Source organism: Stenotrophomonas sp. LM091 (assembly GCF_001806305.1).
Classification (GTDB): domain Bacteria; phylum Pseudomonadota; class Gammaproteobacteria; order Xanthomonadales; family Xanthomonadaceae; genus Stenotrophomonas; species Stenotrophomonas bentonitica_A.
This window is the reverse complement of record NZ_CP017483.1, coordinates 2463392-2480862: the sequence shown is the minus strand read 5'-3', so window position 1 is coordinate 2480862 and position 17471 is coordinate 2463392. Positions and strand designations below refer to the sequence as shown.

General features: G+C 66.9%; 15 protein-coding genes. 9 read left to right on the top strand and 6 right to left on the bottom strand.

The features are described from left to right. Positions 1-61: 61 nt before the first annotated feature. Both BIZ42_RS10780 and BIZ42_RS10775 read left to right on the top strand, forming a co-directional pair. Positions 62-1174 (top strand): catalase family peroxidase, encoded by a 1113-nt coding sequence (locus tag BIZ42_RS10780; protein WP_019185541.1) that lies wholly within the window; start codon positions 62-64, stop codon positions 1172-1174. Beyond that, a complete protein-coding gene (locus BIZ42_RS10775; RefSeq protein ID WP_070426431.1) occupies positions 1171-1737 on the top strand; it encodes a cytochrome b/b6 domain-containing protein in 567 nt (188 codons plus the stop codon). The genes BIZ42_RS10780 and BIZ42_RS10775 overlap by 4 nt, the downstream gene beginning before the upstream one ends. 121 nt (positions 1738-1858) lie before the next feature. Here BIZ42_RS10775 and BIZ42_RS10770 read toward each other — a convergent pair whose 3' ends face one another. From BIZ42_RS10770 to BIZ42_RS10755, 4 genes are read right to left on the bottom strand one after another with little or no spacing between them, the layout of a single operon-like run. Beyond that, positions 1859-2461: a response regulator transcription factor gene (locus tag BIZ42_RS10770; protein ID WP_046274363.1), complete on the bottom strand. Its 603-nt coding sequence runs from the start codon at positions 2459-2461 to the stop codon at positions 1859-1861. Continuing rightward, positions 2458-3693, bottom strand: coding sequence for a sensor histidine kinase (locus BIZ42_RS10765; RefSeq protein WP_070426430.1), 1236 nt, complete (start codon positions 3691-3693; stop codon positions 2458-2460). Before BIZ42_RS10765 ends, BIZ42_RS10770 begins: the two co-directional genes overlap by 4 nt. A 6-nt stretch (positions 3694-3699) precedes the next feature. Next, positions 3700-4470: an ABC transporter permease gene (locus tag BIZ42_RS10760; protein WP_070426429.1), complete on the bottom strand. Its 771-nt coding sequence runs from the start codon at positions 4468-4470 to the stop codon at positions 3700-3702. Further along, a complete protein-coding gene (locus BIZ42_RS10755) occupies positions 4467-5366 on the bottom strand; it encodes an ABC transporter ATP-binding protein (protein WP_070426428.1) in 900 nt (299 codons plus the stop codon). The genes BIZ42_RS10760 and BIZ42_RS10755 overlap by 4 nt, the downstream gene beginning before the upstream one ends. Positions 5367-5570: 204 nt before the next feature. Here BIZ42_RS10755 and BIZ42_RS10750 point away from each other — a divergent pair, with 204 nt between their 5' ends. From BIZ42_RS10750 to BIZ42_RS10730, 5 genes are all read left to right on the top strand, one after another. After that, positions 5571-6806, top strand: coding sequence for an efflux RND transporter periplasmic adaptor subunit (locus tag BIZ42_RS10750; protein ID WP_070426427.1), 1236 nt, complete (start codon positions 5571-5573; stop codon positions 6804-6806). A gap of 195 nt (positions 6807-7001) precedes the next feature. Beyond that, on the top strand, positions 7002-7691 hold the full coding sequence (locus BIZ42_RS10745) for an ABC transporter ATP-binding protein (protein ID WP_019185536.1): 690 nt from the start codon (positions 7002-7004) through the stop codon (positions 7689-7691). A gap of 14 nt (positions 7692-7705) precedes the next feature. Next, positions 7706-8866, top strand: a complete 1161-nt coding sequence (locus BIZ42_RS10740) for an FtsX-like permease family protein (RefSeq protein ID WP_046274366.1) — start codon at positions 7706-7708, stop codon at positions 8864-8866. A 10-nt stretch (positions 8867-8876) separates the two neighbouring features. Continuing rightward, positions 8877-10187 carry an ABC transporter permease gene (locus tag BIZ42_RS10735; protein ID WP_070427508.1) on the top strand — a complete coding sequence of 437 codons (1311 nt, stop codon included), beginning with the start codon at positions 8877-8879 and terminating at the stop codon, positions 10185-10187. Positions 10188-10617: 430 nt separating this feature from the next. Then, positions 10618-13440 (top strand): TonB-dependent receptor, encoded by a 2823-nt coding sequence (locus BIZ42_RS10730; protein ID WP_070426426.1) that lies wholly within the window; start codon positions 10618-10620, stop codon positions 13438-13440. A gap of 462 nt (positions 13441-13902) precedes the next feature. On the opposite strand, the gene rarD is transcribed toward BIZ42_RS10730, so the two are convergent. Next, complete coding sequence (rarD, locus tag BIZ42_RS10725; RefSeq protein WP_070426425.1) at positions 13903-14823, bottom strand: EamA family transporter RarD; 921 nt, start codon at positions 14821-14823, stop codon at positions 13903-13905. Next, positions 14820-15722 carry a drug/metabolite exporter YedA gene (gene yedA / locus BIZ42_RS10720; RefSeq protein ID WP_019185531.1) on the bottom strand — a complete coding sequence of 301 codons (903 nt, stop codon included), beginning with the start codon at positions 15720-15722 and terminating at the stop codon, positions 14820-14822. Before yedA ends, rarD begins: the two co-directional genes overlap by 4 nt. Positions 15723-15899: 177 nt before the next feature. Between yedA and BIZ42_RS10715 the strand changes: the two genes are divergently transcribed. Next, positions 15900-17234 carry an MFS transporter gene (locus tag BIZ42_RS10715; protein ID WP_070426424.1) on the top strand — a complete coding sequence of 445 codons (1335 nt, stop codon included), beginning with the start codon at positions 15900-15902 and terminating at the stop codon, positions 17232-17234. Continuing rightward, positions 17218-17454, top strand: a complete 237-nt coding sequence (locus BIZ42_RS19545; protein WP_156785727.1) for a hypothetical protein — start codon at positions 17218-17220, stop codon at positions 17452-17454. Before BIZ42_RS10715 ends, BIZ42_RS19545 begins: the two co-directional genes overlap by 17 nt. The last annotated feature ends 17 nt before the right edge of the window (positions 17455-17471 follow it).

Genomic DNA, 17471 nt, shown 5'->3' with positions numbered 1-17471 from the left:
GCGTTCTGACACCATGCCCCTGTCGCCCCCCCACACGCATCGTGAAGGCAGGAATCCGGACATGTCGCTCTTCGGCTACACCCGCGCTGGTCGCGAACCGGGCGGCCCACGCCCTCCTTCACCGCTGCTGTGGATCGCGCTGATCGCCCTGATCGCCGGCGGCCTGGTGCTGGCCTTTGCCTGGCTGGCTGGCTGGATCGGCCGCGACCGCGTCACCGCACAGACCTTCACCGATGCCATCGAGGCGACCGGTCCGCCGCAGCCCGGCTTCCGCCGTGCGCACACCAAGGGCGTGTGCGTCAGCGGTGTCTTCCAGGGTACGCCCGAAGGGGCAGCGCTGAGTTCGGCACGCGTGTTCCGGCAGCGCCAGGTGCCGGTACTGGGCCGCCTCTCGATCGGCGGCGGCGACCCGCATGGCGCCGACAACAAGGCCCGCGTGCGCAGCATGGCGCTGCAGCTGGTCAGCGATGACGGCCAGGAATGGCGCATGGCGATGAACAGTTTCCCGTTCTTCGCGGTGCCCACCGCCGAGGCCTTCCTGGAACAGACCCGCGCCGGCATCCCGGACCCGGCCACCGGCAAACCGGACCCGGCGAAGATGGCCGCCGTGCTGGAGAAGTACCCGTCCGCGCGTGCCTTCCAGCAGTGGGCCAAGACCGCCCCCTGGTCGAACAGCTGGGCCAACACCGCTTACAACGGCGTCAACAGTTTCCGCTTCACCGCCGCCGATGGCAGCCACCGTTTCGTGCGCTGGAGCATGCGGCCGCAGGCGCCCTTCGAGGACATGACCCCGGAACAGCGCGCGCAGTCCGACGACGATTTCCTCAGCGAGGAGTTCGCCCGGCGCCTGGCGCAGGGCCCCGTGCGCTGGGACATGTGGGTGACCATCGCCAACGACGGCGACCCGATCAACGACCCCTCGCAGGTCTGGCCGGAGGACCGTCGCCAGGTGAAGGCCGGCACGCTGACCCTGAGCAGCATGCAACCGCAGGCCACCGGCGCCTGCCGCGATCTGAACTACGATCCGCTGATCCTGCCCAGCGGCGTGGCCGGCACCGATGATCCGATCCTGGCCGCACGCTCGGCGGTGTACTCGCAATCGTTCAACCGCCGCGAGCGCGAAATCGCCAGCGGCAAAGCGCCCGCCGCCACGGGCAAGGAGGGTGCGCGATGAACCGTGATGCTGGCCATTTCAATCTCCTCGCCCGCGTCCTGCACTGGCTGATGGCGGCGATGATCCTGGCGATGCTGTTCGTGGGCGTGACCATGGTTGCCTCGCTGCACTGGCGGCCGGTGCTGATCGATCTGCATCGACCGCTGGGCATCGCGATCCTGCTGCTGGTCGTGGTGCGGCTGTACAACCGCCTGCGCCATCGGCCGCCACCGCTGCCGGCCGACCTGCCCGCGTGGCAGGCAGCCGCCGCGCATGCATCGCATTGGGTGCTGTACGGGCTGATGCTGGCGATGCCGCTGATCGGTTGGGGCATGCTTTCGGCCGGTGGCTACCCGATCGTGATGGGCGGCGGCGTGCATCTGCCGGCGGTCCTGCCGCACAACCCGGCGCTGTATGCCGCGTTGCGCAATGCACACAGCCTGCTCGCCTATGTGCTGTTCGCCACGGTGGTGATGCATCTGTCGGCCGCGCTGTTCCACCTGTGGGTGCGCCGCGATGGCGTGTTCCAGGCGATGGCAAAGGGCCCGGGCGGCACTTCCCCCACCGACACGGATCCGCGGTAACCACCGACCGTTGGCCGGTGGTATCGGACCGCATGGATCTCCGGCACCGCGGTAGTGCCGGCCGCTGGCCGGCTCTGCATCCTCACGATCGACAATAACGGGAGCCGGCCAGCGGCCGGCACTACAACCAGCCTTTCTGCCGCGCCAGCCGGTAGGCTTCGATGCGGTTGGCCACGCCAAGCTTGCCGATGCACTCGGACAGGTAGTTGCGCACGGTGCCGTGCGACAGCCCCAGCTGCGTGGCGATCTCGCTGGCCGAGCGGCCGTCGCCGGACAGGCGCAGCACCTGGCGCTCGCGATCGTTGAGCGGGTCGGCCTGCGACCATGCATCCAGCGCCAACTGCGGATCGATCGCGCGGCCGCCGTGCTGCACCTGGCGCAGTGCATCGGCCAGGCGTTCGGCCGGTGCATCCTTGAGCAGGTAACCACAGACGCCGGCATCCAGTGCGCGGCGCAGGAAGCCCGAACGCGCGAAGGTGGTCACGATCACCACCTTGATCGGCAGGCCCTGGCGGGCGATCCGCTGCGCCAGTTCCAGTCCGGACAAACCGGGCATTTCGATATCGGTGACCAGGATGTCCGGCTTGAGCTGCTGCAGCATCCGCCATGCGGCCTCGCCATCTGCGGCACTGCCCAGCACCTCGATGTCCGGCTCCAGCCCGAGCAGCGCCGACAGCGCGCCGCGTACCATCGCCTGGTCTTCAGCCAGCACGATGCGGATCATGATGCGCCCCCGGCCGGCAGCGACGGCGCGGTCGGCACCGCCACAGGCGCCACCACCGCCGTGGTCGCGGCCGGCAAGGTCACGCGGACCGTTACGGACGTCCCCTCGCCCTTCGCCGCGTGCAGCACCAGGGTGCCACGCAGGGCAGCGACCCGTTCGCGCATGCCGGTCAGGCCGTTGCCATCCACGTGGGCACCGCCACGCCCGTCATCGCGGATCTGCATCGACAAAGTGCGCCCATCCTGCTCGAAGGTGATCCACGCCTGCCGCGCCTGCGCGTGGCGGGCGACGTTGGTCACCGCTTCGCGCAGCACCAGTGACAGCGCACGCTCGATATCGACGGGCATCGGTGGCGGTGGCGCGTAGTGCAGATGCACGTGCTGGTACTCCAGCAGCAACCGGGCCGAGGCCAGCTCGGCGGCCAGATCACTGGCGCGGATCCCGGTGACTGCACTGCGCACTTCGGCCAACGCCTGGCGCGCGATCGTTTCGGCTTCGGCCACTTCGCGGCGCGAGCCATCCGGATCGCGCTCGAACAACTTGCGCGAAAGCTCCAGCTTCAAGGTGATCAAGGACAGCGTATGCCCCAGCAGGTCGTGCAGATCGCGGCCGATGCGCTCGCGCTCGGCGGTCGCGGCGAGCCGACGCACTTCGTCCTGCGACAGCTGCAGCGCAGCATCCTGTTCATGGCTGGCGCTCTCGAAGTTGACCACCAGGCTGATGATCATCGCCATGCTCGGGATCCAGATCAGCGCCTGCCACGGGTAGTGGGCCAGCAAGCCCACCACCACGAACAGCGCGTTCAACCCGGCCAGTTGCAGCAGATAGCGCCCATAGCCGCTGCGGCGCGAGACGCGCAGGGTGACGCAGCCGAAAATGAAGTAGCTCACCGCCGAGGGGTACCACGCCAGCGGCACCAGCCCCAGCACCACCATCGACAGCGCGTAGCGCGGCGCGTGGCAGCGCGGTGCCAGCAGCACCCCGGCGTACAGCACGAGGAACACCGGGTAGGTCAGCAGGGTCAGCGCCGCCCAGCGCCAGGTGTAGCCGCCGCCGAACAACGGCGTCAGGAACACCCACAGCGTCCACAGCAGGTGGATCGCATCGACCCACGGCGATTTGCCGCGCCGTATGTTCTCGGCCACGGCCGAGTCCGGCGCGGGGCGCAACAGGGAGGCGAACCGACTGGAGGGCACGGACGTTTCCAAAGCAGGGCGATCAGGCGCGATCATGCCACTTCAGCCGATGCGCCGCAGGCGGCGCCGGGCCAGCCCAAGGGCCGCCACGGTGATGCCGAGCAGCACGGCCACGTGCACCCACGTGCTGCCCTGTGCCGGCTGGCCGACCGCAGGAAGCGCCAGCTGGGCCAGATGCCAGGTCGGCCACAGCGGTGCCAGCGTGGTGAACAGCGATGGCAGCATCGACAGCGGCAACCACAGCCCGGACAGCAGGGCCAACGGCAGATACACCAGGTTGACGACGGCCGGAGCGGCACTGGCACTGACGTGGCTGCCGATCAGCAGGCCGATCGCGCCCAGCGGCAGCGCGGCGAACGCCGCCACCGCCAGCAGATGGAACACCGCCCCGGGTGTAACCGCCACGCCCGCAACGATCGCCACCGTGATCAGCAGCGAGGCCACCACTACTGCAAACAGGAGCGCCATCAGAAGACGCGCGAGCAAGGGTGCCATTGGCGGCATCGGCAGCGCGCGTTTAAGCGTGAGCAGGCCCCCTTCGCGGTCCAACGCCAGCTGCACCCCGAAGCCGAACAGCGCCGGCGCCATCGCACCGAACACGCAGTAGGTGGCCAGCAGATAGATCGAGGCCTGGCCGCGGCCGAGCAGCACGCCGAACAACGAATAGAACAACACCGGGAACAGCAGCGACGGCAGCACGAAGCCTGGATAGCGCCAGGCACGGCGCAGTTCGCAGCGTAGCTCGGCACGGTAGATCGGCCAGGCCGGCGCGCGGGCAGGCACAGCGGCGACGGAATCCATCACGGTGTTCATGCGGCCTCCCGGGTCAGTTCGACGAAGGCGTCGGCCAGCCCGCCGCCATGCACTTCCAGTTCGTGCAGCTGCGGATCTTCGGCGAGCAGGCGCGCCACCACCGGCTCTGCCGGCTCGGCCAGCAGTTGCAGGCGCAGGCCGTCGCGGACCACCTCGCGCACGCCCGGCCAGGTCTTCAGCGCGTCCACCTCAAGCGTGCTGCGGCAGCGGATGCGACGCGGTGCCAGTTGCTGGCGGAACTGCGCCAGCGGACCATCGGCCAGCACCCGGCCCTGTTCGATCACCACCACGCGCTGGGCCAGCGCCTCGGCTTCTTCCAGATAATGCGTGGTCAGCAGCACACCGCAGCCCTCGGCCGCCAGCTGCCGGATCGCCTGCCATAGCTGCTGCCGCGCCTGGATGTCCAGGCCAGTGGTCGGCTCATCGAGGAACAGCAGCTGCGGCCGGCCGCAGATCGCGATGGCGAACTGCACGCGGCGCTGTTGACCACCGGACAGCTGACCATAGCGGCGACGGGCCAGGTCGCTCAGCCCGGCCAATGCGAGGCAATCCTCCAGTGAGCGCGGATCTACATAGCAGGTGCGCGCCAGATCGATCAGTTCACGCACCTGCAGCACCGGTGGTAACGCGGTCGCCTGCAGCATCACCCCGATGCCGCCACGACAGCCGCGGTCCTGCGGGTCGCCGCCGAGCAGTTCGACCCGACCCGCATCGGCGCGGCGCAGGCCCAGCAGTAGCGAAATGGCGGTGCTCTTACCGGCGCCATTGCGACCGAGCAGGGCCAGTACTTCGCCGCGGTGCAACGAGAAGCTCACGTCCTGCAGGGCGGCGACGCTGCCGTAGTGAACCTGGGCGTCGTGCAGGCGGGCCAGGGGTGAGGCGGTGGAGATGGACATGGCGGACTCCCGCGGAGGACACCCATAGCGTCTGCTGCCCGACGCGGCCGCCCCAGTGGCCGTCGTCAGCCCATGCAGGTGACAGCTGTCACTGCCGCCGCGCCAGGCCGCCGGGCATGCTGTCCGCCACCCGGCCACCGTGCCGGTTTGCCCCTCGGCCGCCGATGCGGTCACACTCGGCCCGATTCCCCGTCCAGACTCACGATGAACGCATCCGCTGAACTGCTCAAGGAACTCCGTATCGACCGCAAGGCCGGTTCGCCGCCGCCGTCGCCCCCGCGACGTGGCCGCTGGATCGCGCTGGCGGTCGTCCTTCTCATCCTGCTCGCCGGCCTGGCCTGGTTCGTGTTCGGCCGCGAGCGCCCCATCGCCGTGACCACCGCGCCCGTCGTGGCGATCCAGCAGGGCGGTGCCAGCAGCTCGGTGCTCGACGCCAGCGGCTATGTGGTCGCCCGGCGCATGGCCACGGTCTCGGCCAAGATCACCGGCAAGGTCCGCGAGGTGATGATCGAGGAAGGCATGCGCGTGGAAGAAGGCCAGGTGATGGCCACGCTCGACCCGATCGATGCCAACGCCCAGCGCAGCCTGTCGGCCTCGCAGCTCGAGGCCGCACGCAGCCAACTGGCCGGTCTGCAGGCGCAGGTGGCCCAGGCCGATGCCGAGGCCGGGCGCCTGCAGGCACTGGTCGGCCAGCAACTGGTCTCGCGTTCCCAGTACGACCTGGCCATCGCCCAGCGCGACACCCTGCGCGCCCAGCTCAAGACTGCCCAGCGCAACACCACCGTGGCCAGCGATTCACTGGCGATCGCCGATCTGGGCGTGGACAACAACATCGTGCGCGCGCCGTTCTCCGGCGTGGTTACCGCCAAGGCCGCACAGCCGGGTGAGATCGTTTCGCCGCTCTCGGCCGGCGGCGGGTTTACCCGGACCGGCATCGGCACCATCGTGGACATGGATTCGCTGGAGATCGAAGTCGAGGTCGGCGAATCCTTCATCGGCCGGGTGCAGCCGAAGATGCCGGTCGAAGCCACCCTCAATGCCTACCCGGACTGGAAAATTCCGGCCGAGGTGATCGCGATCATTCCCACTGCCGACCGCGGCAAGGCCACCGTGAAAGTGCGCGTGGCGCTGAAGGCCAAGGACCCGCGCATCGTTCCCGAGATGGGCGTGCGGGTCAGCTTCCTGGAAGGCGCCCGCCCCGCCGAAGCCGCCAGGCCGCAGGGCGTGCGCGTGCCGGCCTCGGCGATCGTGGAGCGCGGGCAGAAGACCGTCGCCTTTGTGGTCAAGGACGATGCCCGGGTGGAACAGCGCGCGATCACCGTGGGTACCACGCTCAACAACGACCGCCAGGTCACCCAGGGCCTGAAGGCCGGCGAGGTCGTGGTGACCACCCCACCGGCCGAGCTGCACGATGGCAGCAAGGTCACCGAAACCCCCTGACAGACAACGGGCTGCGTGGCCAATGCGCCACCGGCCTGCGCCCACGCGGTACGCGAGCCGCTCACGCTCGCGGCAAGTGCGATTTCCTCGTGCCGTCCCGGCGCGCACGGTGAGCGCTGCCCGTCCCCCTGGCGTCCGGAAGCCTTCGCCCTGACGCGCCGTACGTTTTTCCAACCGATCCACGGAGAACCACCCATGTCCACCCTGGTTTCGCTCCGCAACATCACCAAGACCTACCAGCGCGGCCCCGAGAAAGTGCAGGTGCTGCACGGTATCGACCTGGACATCCAGTCCGGCGATTTCGTCGCGCTGATGGGCCCGTCCGGCTCGGGCAAGACCACCCTGCTCAATCTGATCGGCGGCTTGGACACGCCCACCGGCGGTGAGATCGAGATCGAAGGCGAGCGCATCGACCGCATGAGCGGCGGCCAGCTCTCCACCTGGCGCAGCCATCACGTCGGCTTCGTGTTCCAGTTCTACAACCTGATGCCGATGCTGACCGCGCAGAAGAACGTGGAGCTGCCACTGCTGCTCACCCACCTGGGCGCCGCACAACGCAAGCGCAATGCCGAGATCGCGCTGACCCTGGTCGGCCTGGCCGACCGCCGCAGCCACCGCCCGAACGAACTGTCCGGTGGCCAGCAGCAACGCGTGGCGATCGCCCGTGCGATCGTCTCCGACCCCACCTTCCTGATCTGCGATGAGCCCACCGGCGACCTGGACCGCCAGTCCGCCGAGGAAATCCTGGGGCTGCTGCAGCAGCTCAACCGCGAACACGGCAAGACCATCATCATGGTCACCCATGATCCCAAGGCCGCCGAGTACGCCACCCATACGGTGCACCTCGACAAGGGCGAACTGGCCGGCGCGCCAGCGGCCCACTGACGGAGGATGCGGCGATGAAATATTTTTCGCTGGTCTGGGCACAGCTGTTCCGCAGCAAGACCCGCACCCTGCTGACGCTGTTGTCGGTGGTGGCGGCCTTCCTGCTGTTCGGCATGCTCGATTCGGTGCGGGTGGCCTTCAACTCCGGCGGTGACACCATCGAAGGTGCCAAGCGGCTGGTGGTCTCCTCCAAGCTGTCGATCACCCAGAGCCTGCCGTTGCGGCTGCTGCGCGATATCGAAGCCACCCCCGGCGTGCGCAAGGTCAACTACGCGATGTGGTTCGGCGGCATCTACCAGGACCAGAAGAACTTCTTCCCGAGCTTCTCCGTCTCGGACAACTACATGGACCTGTACCCCGAGTTCGAGCTGCCGCCCGAGCAGGCCGAGGCGTTCAAGAACACCCGGACCGGTGCGCTGGTGGGTGAAGCCCTGGCCAAGCGCTTCGGCTGGAAAGTGGGCGATACCATTCCGATGCAGGCCACGATCTTCCCGCGCAAGGGCAGCAACGACTGGCCGCTGGTGCTGAGCGGCATCTACCGGGCCAAGGACCGCAACAACGCCAGTGCGGAAAACCAGCTGATGCTGCACTGGAGCTACTTCGATGAATCCAACGATTACATCAAGAACCAGGTCAGTTTCTATACCGTCCAGTTGGAGAACCCCGCACACGCCTCGCGCGTCGCCCAGGCGATCGATGCGCTGTCGCTGAATTCCGACCACGAAACCAAGTCGCAGACCGAGGCCTCGTTCTCGCAGGCCTTCGCCAAGCAGTTCGCCGATATCGGCCTGATCGTCACCGGCATCATGGCGGCGGTGTTCTTCACCCTGGTGCTGCTGACCGGCAACACCATGGCCCAGGCGGTGCGCGAGCGCATCCCGGAGCTGGCGATCCTCAAGACGCTGGGCTTCAAGGATGGCACCGTGCTGGTGCTGGTGATGGTGGAGTCGGTGCTGCTGATCGTGCTCGGCGGGCTGATCGGCATGGGCCTGGCCTCGATCGTGATGCCGGTGATCAGCGCCAGCAGCCAGGGCATGATCAGCCTGCCCGGCGTGCCGGCGCAGACGTGGGGGGTGGCGCTGTGCCTGATGGCAGTGATCGGGATCGTGGTGGGCCTGCTGCCGGCACTGCGCGCGCAGCGGTTGAAGATCGTCGATGCATTGGCCGGGCGCTGAGGAGACCACCATGAACAAGCAATGGATGTGGAACGTCGTGACGGTGCTGGCGCTGCTGGTCGCCTTGGTGGTGTGGATCGTGCTGCCGTGGTGGATGGTGCTGGCCATCGCCATGCTGCTGGCCGCCTGGCTGGTGCTCACCCGTGCTGGCCGTCTGTCGTTGGCAGCAGCGCGGATCGGCATCGCCAGCCTGCCGCAGCGCTGGGGTGCCTCCTCGGTGATCGTGGTCGGCATCGCCGGCGTGGTCGGGGTGCTGGTGGCGATGCTGGCGATGGGCGATGGCTTCAAGGCCACCCTGGAGCGCAGCGGCAGCGATGACGTGGCCATCGTGCTGCGCGGCGGCTCACAGGCCGAAACCAACTCGGTGATCATGCGCGACCAGGTGCCACTGATCGAGAACCTGCCCGGCGTGGCCCGGGGCAGCGATGGCAAGCCGCTGATCTCCGCCGAGCTGTCGCAGGTGATCAGCCTGCTCTCGCGCAGCGACCACAGCGATACCAACGTGCAGTTCCGCGGCGTTGGCGAGCAGGCGTGGGCGGTGCGCGACAACGTGCGCATCATCGCCGGCCGCAGGTTCAAGCCCGGCCTGCGCGAAATCGTGGTCGGCAAGGGCGCCCAGGCGCAGTTCGAGGGCCTGGAGATCGGCAAGACCCTGCAGCTGGGCAAGCAGGAGTGGACGGTGGTGGGCGTGTTCGCCTCCAACGATGTGCACGAGTCGGAGCTGTGGTCGGACACCCAGACGTTGTCCACCACCTACAACCGCAGTGCCTACCAGTCGGTCAACGTACGCACCGAAGGGGCCGCGGGCTTCCAGCAGTTCAAGGCGGCCATGGAGGCCGACCCGCGCCTGAAGCTGGATGTGGAGACCACCCGTGACTACTACCGCAAGCAGTCCGGTGGCCTGAGCAAGCTGATCAGCATCCTGGGCACGGGGATCGGCGCGATCATGGCGATCGGTGCGGTGTTCGGTGCGCTCAACACCATGTATGCGGCGGTGGCCACGCGTGCCCGAGAGATCGCGACGATGCGTGCGATCGGTTTCCGTGGCGTGCCGGTGGTGACCGCGGTGATGCTGGAGACGATGCTCCTGGCGCTGCTCGGCGGCCTGCTCGGCGGTCTGGTGGCATGGCTGGTGTTCAACAACTACACCGTTTCCACGCTGGGCAACAATTTCAGCCAGGTGGTGTTCCAGTTCCAGGTGTCGCCGCAGCTGCTGTGGACAGGCTTGAAGTGGGCGCTGGGCATTGGCCTGGTGGGCGGCTTGTTCCCGGCCCTGCGCGCGGCGCGACTGCCGATCACCACGGCGTTGCGCGAGACCTGAGCGATACGTTTGAACAACGCGCGTGCGCGTGATCGCGCACGCGAAATAGCAACTCCGGAACCGCACTTGCAAGAGTGCGGTTCTTTTTTTTGCAGCGCACGTTCACTGCACGTTTAGATCTCCAGCGCGCAGCTGTACGCACGCTGCAAAGGAACGTCGCACGCGCTCAAGTTGCTTCGCACGTCGCCGCTATTGCGCATCGACCCAGCGCGGCGGACCGCTTCTGCATGCGTCTCGCGACGATGTGAAAAAGGTTTCGTCTGAATGCGTGGTTTTGTCAGCCATCGTTCATTTAAAGCGCTTTTTACGCTTTCAAATGAAAGTAAAAAATTTGAAAAGTCATTAGACTCCCGCCCCCCACGTCGTGGTGTGTTGTGCCCCACGCCGCCCGAACGGGCGAATGTTTTTACAGAGAAAGAGAAACGCACGGATGTATTTGAAGACCAATCCGCTGCGCAACGCGATCGCCATCGCGCTTGTCGCCAGCTGCAGTGCCCCCGCCTTCGCACAGAGTGCCGATGACGGCACCACCAACCTCGATCGCATCGAGATCACCGGCTCGCGCATCCGCCAGGCCAGCGTCGAATCGGCCCAGCCGGTCGTTGCGCTGAACCGCGCCGAGATCGAGAAGAAGGGCTACGTCAACGTCGCCGACATCCTGCAGGACGTCACCGCCGCCGGTTCGCCGAGCATGAGCCGTGCCTCCTCGCTGGAATCGGGCCGCGACTTCGGCGGCATGTACGTGAGCCTGCGCAACCTGGGCCCGGAACGCAGCCTGGTGCTGATCGACGGCCGCCGCATGGGCGTCAGCGCCGGCGGTTACTCCGACCTGGCCTCGATCCCGTCCTCGATCGTGGAGCGCGTGGAAGTGCTGACCGACGGTGCGTCGGCCCTGTACGGCTCGGACGCCATCGCCGGCGTGGTCAACATCATCACCCGCAAGAACTTCGACGGTGCCGAAGTCAACGCCTACGTTGGCCAGTACAGCGAAGGTGACGGCCAGAAGACTGCTTACAGCGCGACCTTCGGCAAGACCTTCGACCGCGGCTGGGTCACCGTGGGTGGCGAGTACACCGACGAAGATCCGGTCCTGGGCGGCGCGCGTGAGTTCACCGCCTACCCGAACGGCCCGCGCCACACCGGCGACGGCCTGAGCGGCGTCACCCCGTGGGGCTATGCGACCGTCAACGGCCGCAACCTCAGCGTGGGCCCGGGCGGCGATCCGACCCAGCTCGGCAACTTCACGCCGGCCGACAAGGCCAACGACGCCAACACCAAGACCAACATGAGCCTGCTCACCGGTCTGCAGCGCAAGTCGGTGTTCGCCAACGGTGGCTTCTCCATCACCGATGACCTGCGCCTGGTCGCCGATGCGCTGTACAGCGAGCGCGAGTCGAGCAAGCAGCTGGCCGGTTACCCGTACCAGAGCACCGGTTCGCGTGCGCTGCTGTCCAAGGACAGCGCGTTCAACCCGTTCGGCCAGGACGTTGCCTTCGCGCACCGTACCGAAGAGCTGCCGCGCGGCACCGAGAACAACCTGACCACCAAGCGCGCCAGCCTGGGCCTGGAAGGCAGCTTCGACACCGGTTCGCGTTACTGGGACTGGAACGTCAGCTACATGTACAACCGCAATGAAGGCGAGCGCATCGGCACGGGCAGCATGTACCAGCCGAACGTGAACCAGTCGGTCGGCCCGTCGTTCCTGGATGCCAACAACGTCGCCCACTGCGGCAGCGTGGGCAACGTGATCGCCGGTTGCACCCCGTGGAACCCGCTGGCGCCGATGGGCTATACCGGCCCGGGCTCGATGAGCAACCAGGACGTGCAGGACTTCCTGTTCACCCGCTTCACCGACAAGATGCAGAGCACCACCAAGGTGGCCAGCGCGAACATCTCCGGCTCGCTGTTCACCCTGCCGGCCGGTGACATCCTGGGTGCGCTGGGTGTCGAGCACCGCAGCGAAGAAGCCAGCTACTCGCCGGACCTGATGGTCCGCAACGGCCAGATCGCCGGCACCACCGGCCAGCCGACCCAGGGCGATTACTCGCTCAACGAGGTTTACCTGGAACTGCAGGTTCCGCTGCTGGCCGACATGGCCTTCGCGCGTGAGCTGTCGCTGGACATGGCCGGCCGCTATTCGGACTACAACAACTTCGGCTCGACCACGAACACCAAGTTCGGCCTGAAGTGGAAGCCGATCGACAGCCTGCTGGTGCGCGCCACCTACGGCACCGGCTTCCGCGCGCCGACCGTGGAAGATCTGTACGGCGGTACCACCAGCACGCGCGACTCGTACACCGATCCGTGCGATACCAACTTCGGTGCGGCCGCCAACAACCCGCAGGTCCTGGCGCGCTGCCTGGCCAATGGTGTCCCGGCCAACTTCCGCCAGCTCGCCGCGGACGGCAGCGCTGCGACGGTGCCGGGCCAGCAGGGCGGCACCGACTTCAGCTCGGGCTCCAACCCGGAACTGAAGCCGGAAACCGCCAAGACCTGGACCGTGGGCATGGTCTACAGCCCGGAGTTCGTCTCGGGCCTGGACCTGAGCCTGGACTGGTGGAAGATCCGCATCAACGACGTGATCGTCGGTGAGTCGGCCACGGACATGCTCAACCAGTGCTATGTGCTGGGTGTGGATGCCGCATGCGACCGCTTCACCCGTGCCAAGTCGGGCCGCACCATCGGCCAGGTCAACGGCCTGGACCGTACGCTGCTCAACGCCGGCTACCAGGAAACCGCCGGCTATGACCTCTCGGTGCGTTACCGCCTGCCGGAACTGGCGATCGGCAAGTTCGCGGTCTCCTGGAACACCACGTATGTGGATTACCTGGAGCGCAAGAACGACAACGTCGACACCACGCCGGTGCGTCAGTACACGGGCTGGGAAGGCAACTTCCGCGTGCGTTCGAACCTCAACCTGGATTATCAGTACGGCAACTTCGGCCTGGGCTGGACGGCGCGTTACTACTCCAGCATGAAGGAAAACTGCGCGTACACGACCGAGTGCAGCAATCCCGGCTTCAGCTCGGCGTACACGGGCCGCCAGGGCGTCAACAAGGTGGGTTCGAACACCTTCCACGACATCCAGGTGCGTTACGTGCTGCCGTGGAACGGTACCGTTTCGATGGGCGTGAACAATGTGTTCGACCATCAGGGTCCGATCATGTACAGCCAGCCGAACAGCAGCTTCACGTACTACGGCGGGTTCGATATCGGCCGTTACATGTACATGAAGTACCAGCAGCGTTTCTGATCGGGCTTGCCTGATCACCCCTTTCTGATCTGCGGCTTACTCTCTCCAAGCCGCCGAGTGGAAGTAAGACGGCGCCTTCGGGCGCCGTCTTTTTTTTTTGCGCTGCAGTTTTGGAGCGATGGCTTCTGGAGCGATGGCTTTAAGAGCAACAGCTCTTTGGAGCAATAGCTCCTTGGAACAACAGCCTTCAGTGCTGGACTCGCCTGGCGTGGGCGGGCACGGGTGGGTTGTCGGGACCCGCTGCAAGTCCCGCTCCGCGGCCCGGCCCAGCCGCTGGCGGCTTTGCGTTCAGTCGCATGCGAGGCAGTGCCTCGCAAGCAATGCGCCTTCACCCATGTAAGCTCGTATGCCGCCATCCATGGATGGGTTCACGGCGGGTCCCGCGCACCCACCCACACCCCGCCTGGCCACGCAGCCCAGCAAACCAGGGCTCAAGTTTTCAGGCTTTCAGGCTTTCAGGCTTCAGCGCTTCAACGCACCACTAGCACGCGACCGCCACACGCTGTCGCCGATGAACAGCAGCAACCCGGTCCAGATCGCAGCGAAACCCACCGCCTTGGCCGTATCGAACGGCTCGCGGAAAAAGAACACGCCCAACAACAACCCGATACTCGGCGCGATGTACTGCAGGATTCCCACCAGCGACAGCGGAATCCGCTTCACCCCGTACGCGAACCCGATCAACGGCAGCGCCGTCACCGCTCCGCCAAGGATCAACAGCGCATCATTGCGCCAGCCCCAGCCACTGAAGAACGCCCCGCCGTGCCCGTTCTCGCTCCACAGCGCGAACCCGATCGCCGGCAGGAACAGATACAGACTTTCCACCCCGAGCCCCGCCACCGGGTCGACCGAAATCATCTTGCGCAGCAACCCGTACAGGCCGAACGAACAGGCCAGCCCCAGGGCGATCCAGGGCGGCCTGCCGGCATCGATGGTCAGCCATGCCACACCGAGCGCCGCGCAGCCCACCGCGAGCCACTGCTGGCGGCGCAGGCGCTCGTTGAGCACCACCACGCCGAGCACCACGCTCACCAGCGGATTGATGAAGTAGCCCAGACTGGTCTCGATCACATGCCCGGCGTTGATCGCCCAGATGTACAGGCCCCAGTTGAACGCGATCGCCACGCTGCTCAGCGCCAACGTCGGCAGCGCGCGTGGCTGCGCCGCGATAGCCTTCCACCAGCCCGGGCCGTTGCTCAGCAGCAGCCAGGCCACCACCAGCACCGTGCTCCAGATGATGCGGTGCGCGATGATCTGCTGCGAGGGCACCGCATTGAGCAGGTGCCAGTAGACCGGCACCAGGCCCCACAGGGTGAAGGTGAACGCGGTGATCGCCAGGCCGCGGCGCTGCTCCTGCAGGCTGTGTGGTGCGGGCAGGCTCACTTCGCGCGCGTCCGGGCCAGGGTCAGCACCACCACGCCGGCCAGGATCACCGCCATGGCCAGCAGGTCACGCCCGCCGAAGTGCTCGTTGCCGATGATCACGCCCAGGATCACCGCGATCACCGGATTGACGTAGGCATAGCTGGCCACCAGCGCCGGGCGCACGTTATGCAGCAGCCACACGTAGGCGGTGAAGGCGACGATCGAACCGAACATGCACAGGTAGGCCACCGCCAGCAGCCCATTCATGCTGGGCCAGGTGGTCGGGCGTTCGCCGCTGAGCAGGCCGAGCACGATCAGCATCGCGCCACCGCAGAGCATCTGCCCGGCGGCGGTCATGAAGGGGCTGGGCAGGTCCAGGCCGCGTGCCCAGATCGAGCCGAAGGCCCAGCCGATCGGGGCGATCAGCAGCAGGATCAGGCCCTGCGGGGAGGCGGTCAGGCTGCTGCCGGCGTTGAGCCAGACCACGCCGAGGAAGCCAATCGCGATGCCCAGCCACTCGCCGCGGCTGGCGTTCTGCCCACGCATCGCGCCGAACAGGGCCATCCACAGCGGCACCGAGGCGACGGCGGTCGCCGCCAGGCCCGAGGAGACCGTGCGCTCGGCCAGCACCACCATGCCGTTGCCCAGCACCAGCATGGTCAGGCCCATGATCGCCAGGTTCCGCCACTGGCGCCGGGTCGGCGCGGGCGAGCCACGCCAGCGCAACACGGCGTACATCAGCGAACCGGCGATGATGAAGCGGCCACCGGAGACCATCGTCAGCGGCAGCGCGCCGCCCTCCAGCGCCAGTCGGATCCCCAGATAGGTGGACCCCCAGACCACGTACACCAGCAGCAGCGCCAGGACGACCAGGCCGCTGCGGGGAGCGGCCGACGGGGAAGGGGGTAGGACGGCCATGGGCCACCACGGTGCGGGGGAACACGAATTCTAGGCCGTTGCCGATGGCGCGGCACGCTTTGTGCTGGCACGCTGATTTCATCCAGCCGCACCGTGATGCCTGACACGCACCCGTTTTTGACGTGCGGTAAGGTAACAAGAGTAATCAACGCTTCCCAGCCAGGACCCCTACCCTGCATGAGCACTTCCGTCCCCGCCACTGCGGCACACCCCGAACGGGCCGCCCTGCGGCGCTCCATCTCCAATACCCTCAAAGGCTCGGCCGGTAATCTGGTCGAGTGGTATGACGTCTACGTCTACTCCGTCTTTGCCGTCTATTTCGAATCCCAGTTCTTCTCGGCCGCCGACAAGAACTCCACCATGTACGTGTGGGCGATCTTCGCCGCCACCTTCCTGATGCGCCCGATCGGTGCGTGGTACTTCGGCCGCTTCGCCGACCGCTACGGCCGCCGCCTGGCCCTGACAGTGTCGGTCACGATGATGGCCGCCTGTTCGTTCCTGATCGCGATCACCCCCACCGCGTCGCAGATCGGCATCTGGGCGGCGGTGATCCTGCTGTTCGCGCGCCTGCTGCAGGGCTTCGCCACCGGTGGCGAGTACGGCACCAGTGCGACGTACATGTCCGAAGCCGCCATACCCGGGCGCCGCGGCTTCCTGTCCTCGTTCCATTACGTCACCCTCGTTGGTGGCCATGTGCTCGCACAGCTAACCCTGCTGTGCATGCTGACCTTCTGGGACAAGCCGGAAATCTCCGCGTGGGGCTGGCGCGTGGCGTTCGGCATCGGCGGCATCGGTGCGATCGTGGTGTTCTGGCTGCGCCGGACCATGGATGAATCGCTGCAGTCCGATTCCATCGAAGCTGCACGCGATGGCCGTGCCAAGGCCTCCGGCTCGATGCGTGAGCTGTTCGTCAACCAGTGGCGTCCGCTGCTGCTGTGCTTCCTGATCACCGCCGGCGGCACCGTCGCGTTCTACACCTACTCGGTGAACGGGCCGAAGATGATCCAGAGCGCGTTCGCGGGCAATGACGTCATGACCGGCACGCTCATCAACCTCGGCGTGCTGACCTTCCTGATGGTGCTGCAGCCGATCGGCGGCTGGCTGTCGGACATGGTCGGACGCAAGAGCCTGCTGGTGTTCTTCGGCATCGGTGGCGTGCTGTACAGCTGGTACCTGATCACCGAGCTGCCCAACCAGCACGATCCGTTCATGGCCTTCCTGGTGCTGGGTATCGGCTTCGTGATCCTCACCGGCTACACCTCGATCAACGCGGTGGTCAAAGCCGAGCTGTTCCCAACCCATGTGCGCGCGCTGGGCGTGGGCTTTGGCTACGCGATGGCCAACTCGCTGTTCGGCGGTACCGCGCCGCTGCTGTACCAGGGCGCACTGAAGACCGGCCAGGTCGGCATGTTCGCGGTGTATGTCACGGCAATCATCGCGGTGTCGCTGGTGGTCTACATGTTCTTCCTGACCAACAAGGGCCCGAACTGGCTCGATGGCACCCGGAAGTAACGGCCGCACCACCCGCCCCGCGATCACGCTGGGCGGGTGGATGCCGGCAGTGCGGGTACCGGCGGCGTTCGCCCAGGCCAGCACGTCCTCTTACGCAACGCAGCGCCCGGACGGGCGCTGCGTTGCCATGGGTCAACCGTTCGGCGCGATGATGGCCTGTTGCCTGGCCGCGCTCGCGGCCAGTGGCGGGGGCGCGTGGCGCCTGCTGCGGCGGCGCTGAGCGCCGCCTGCGGTACG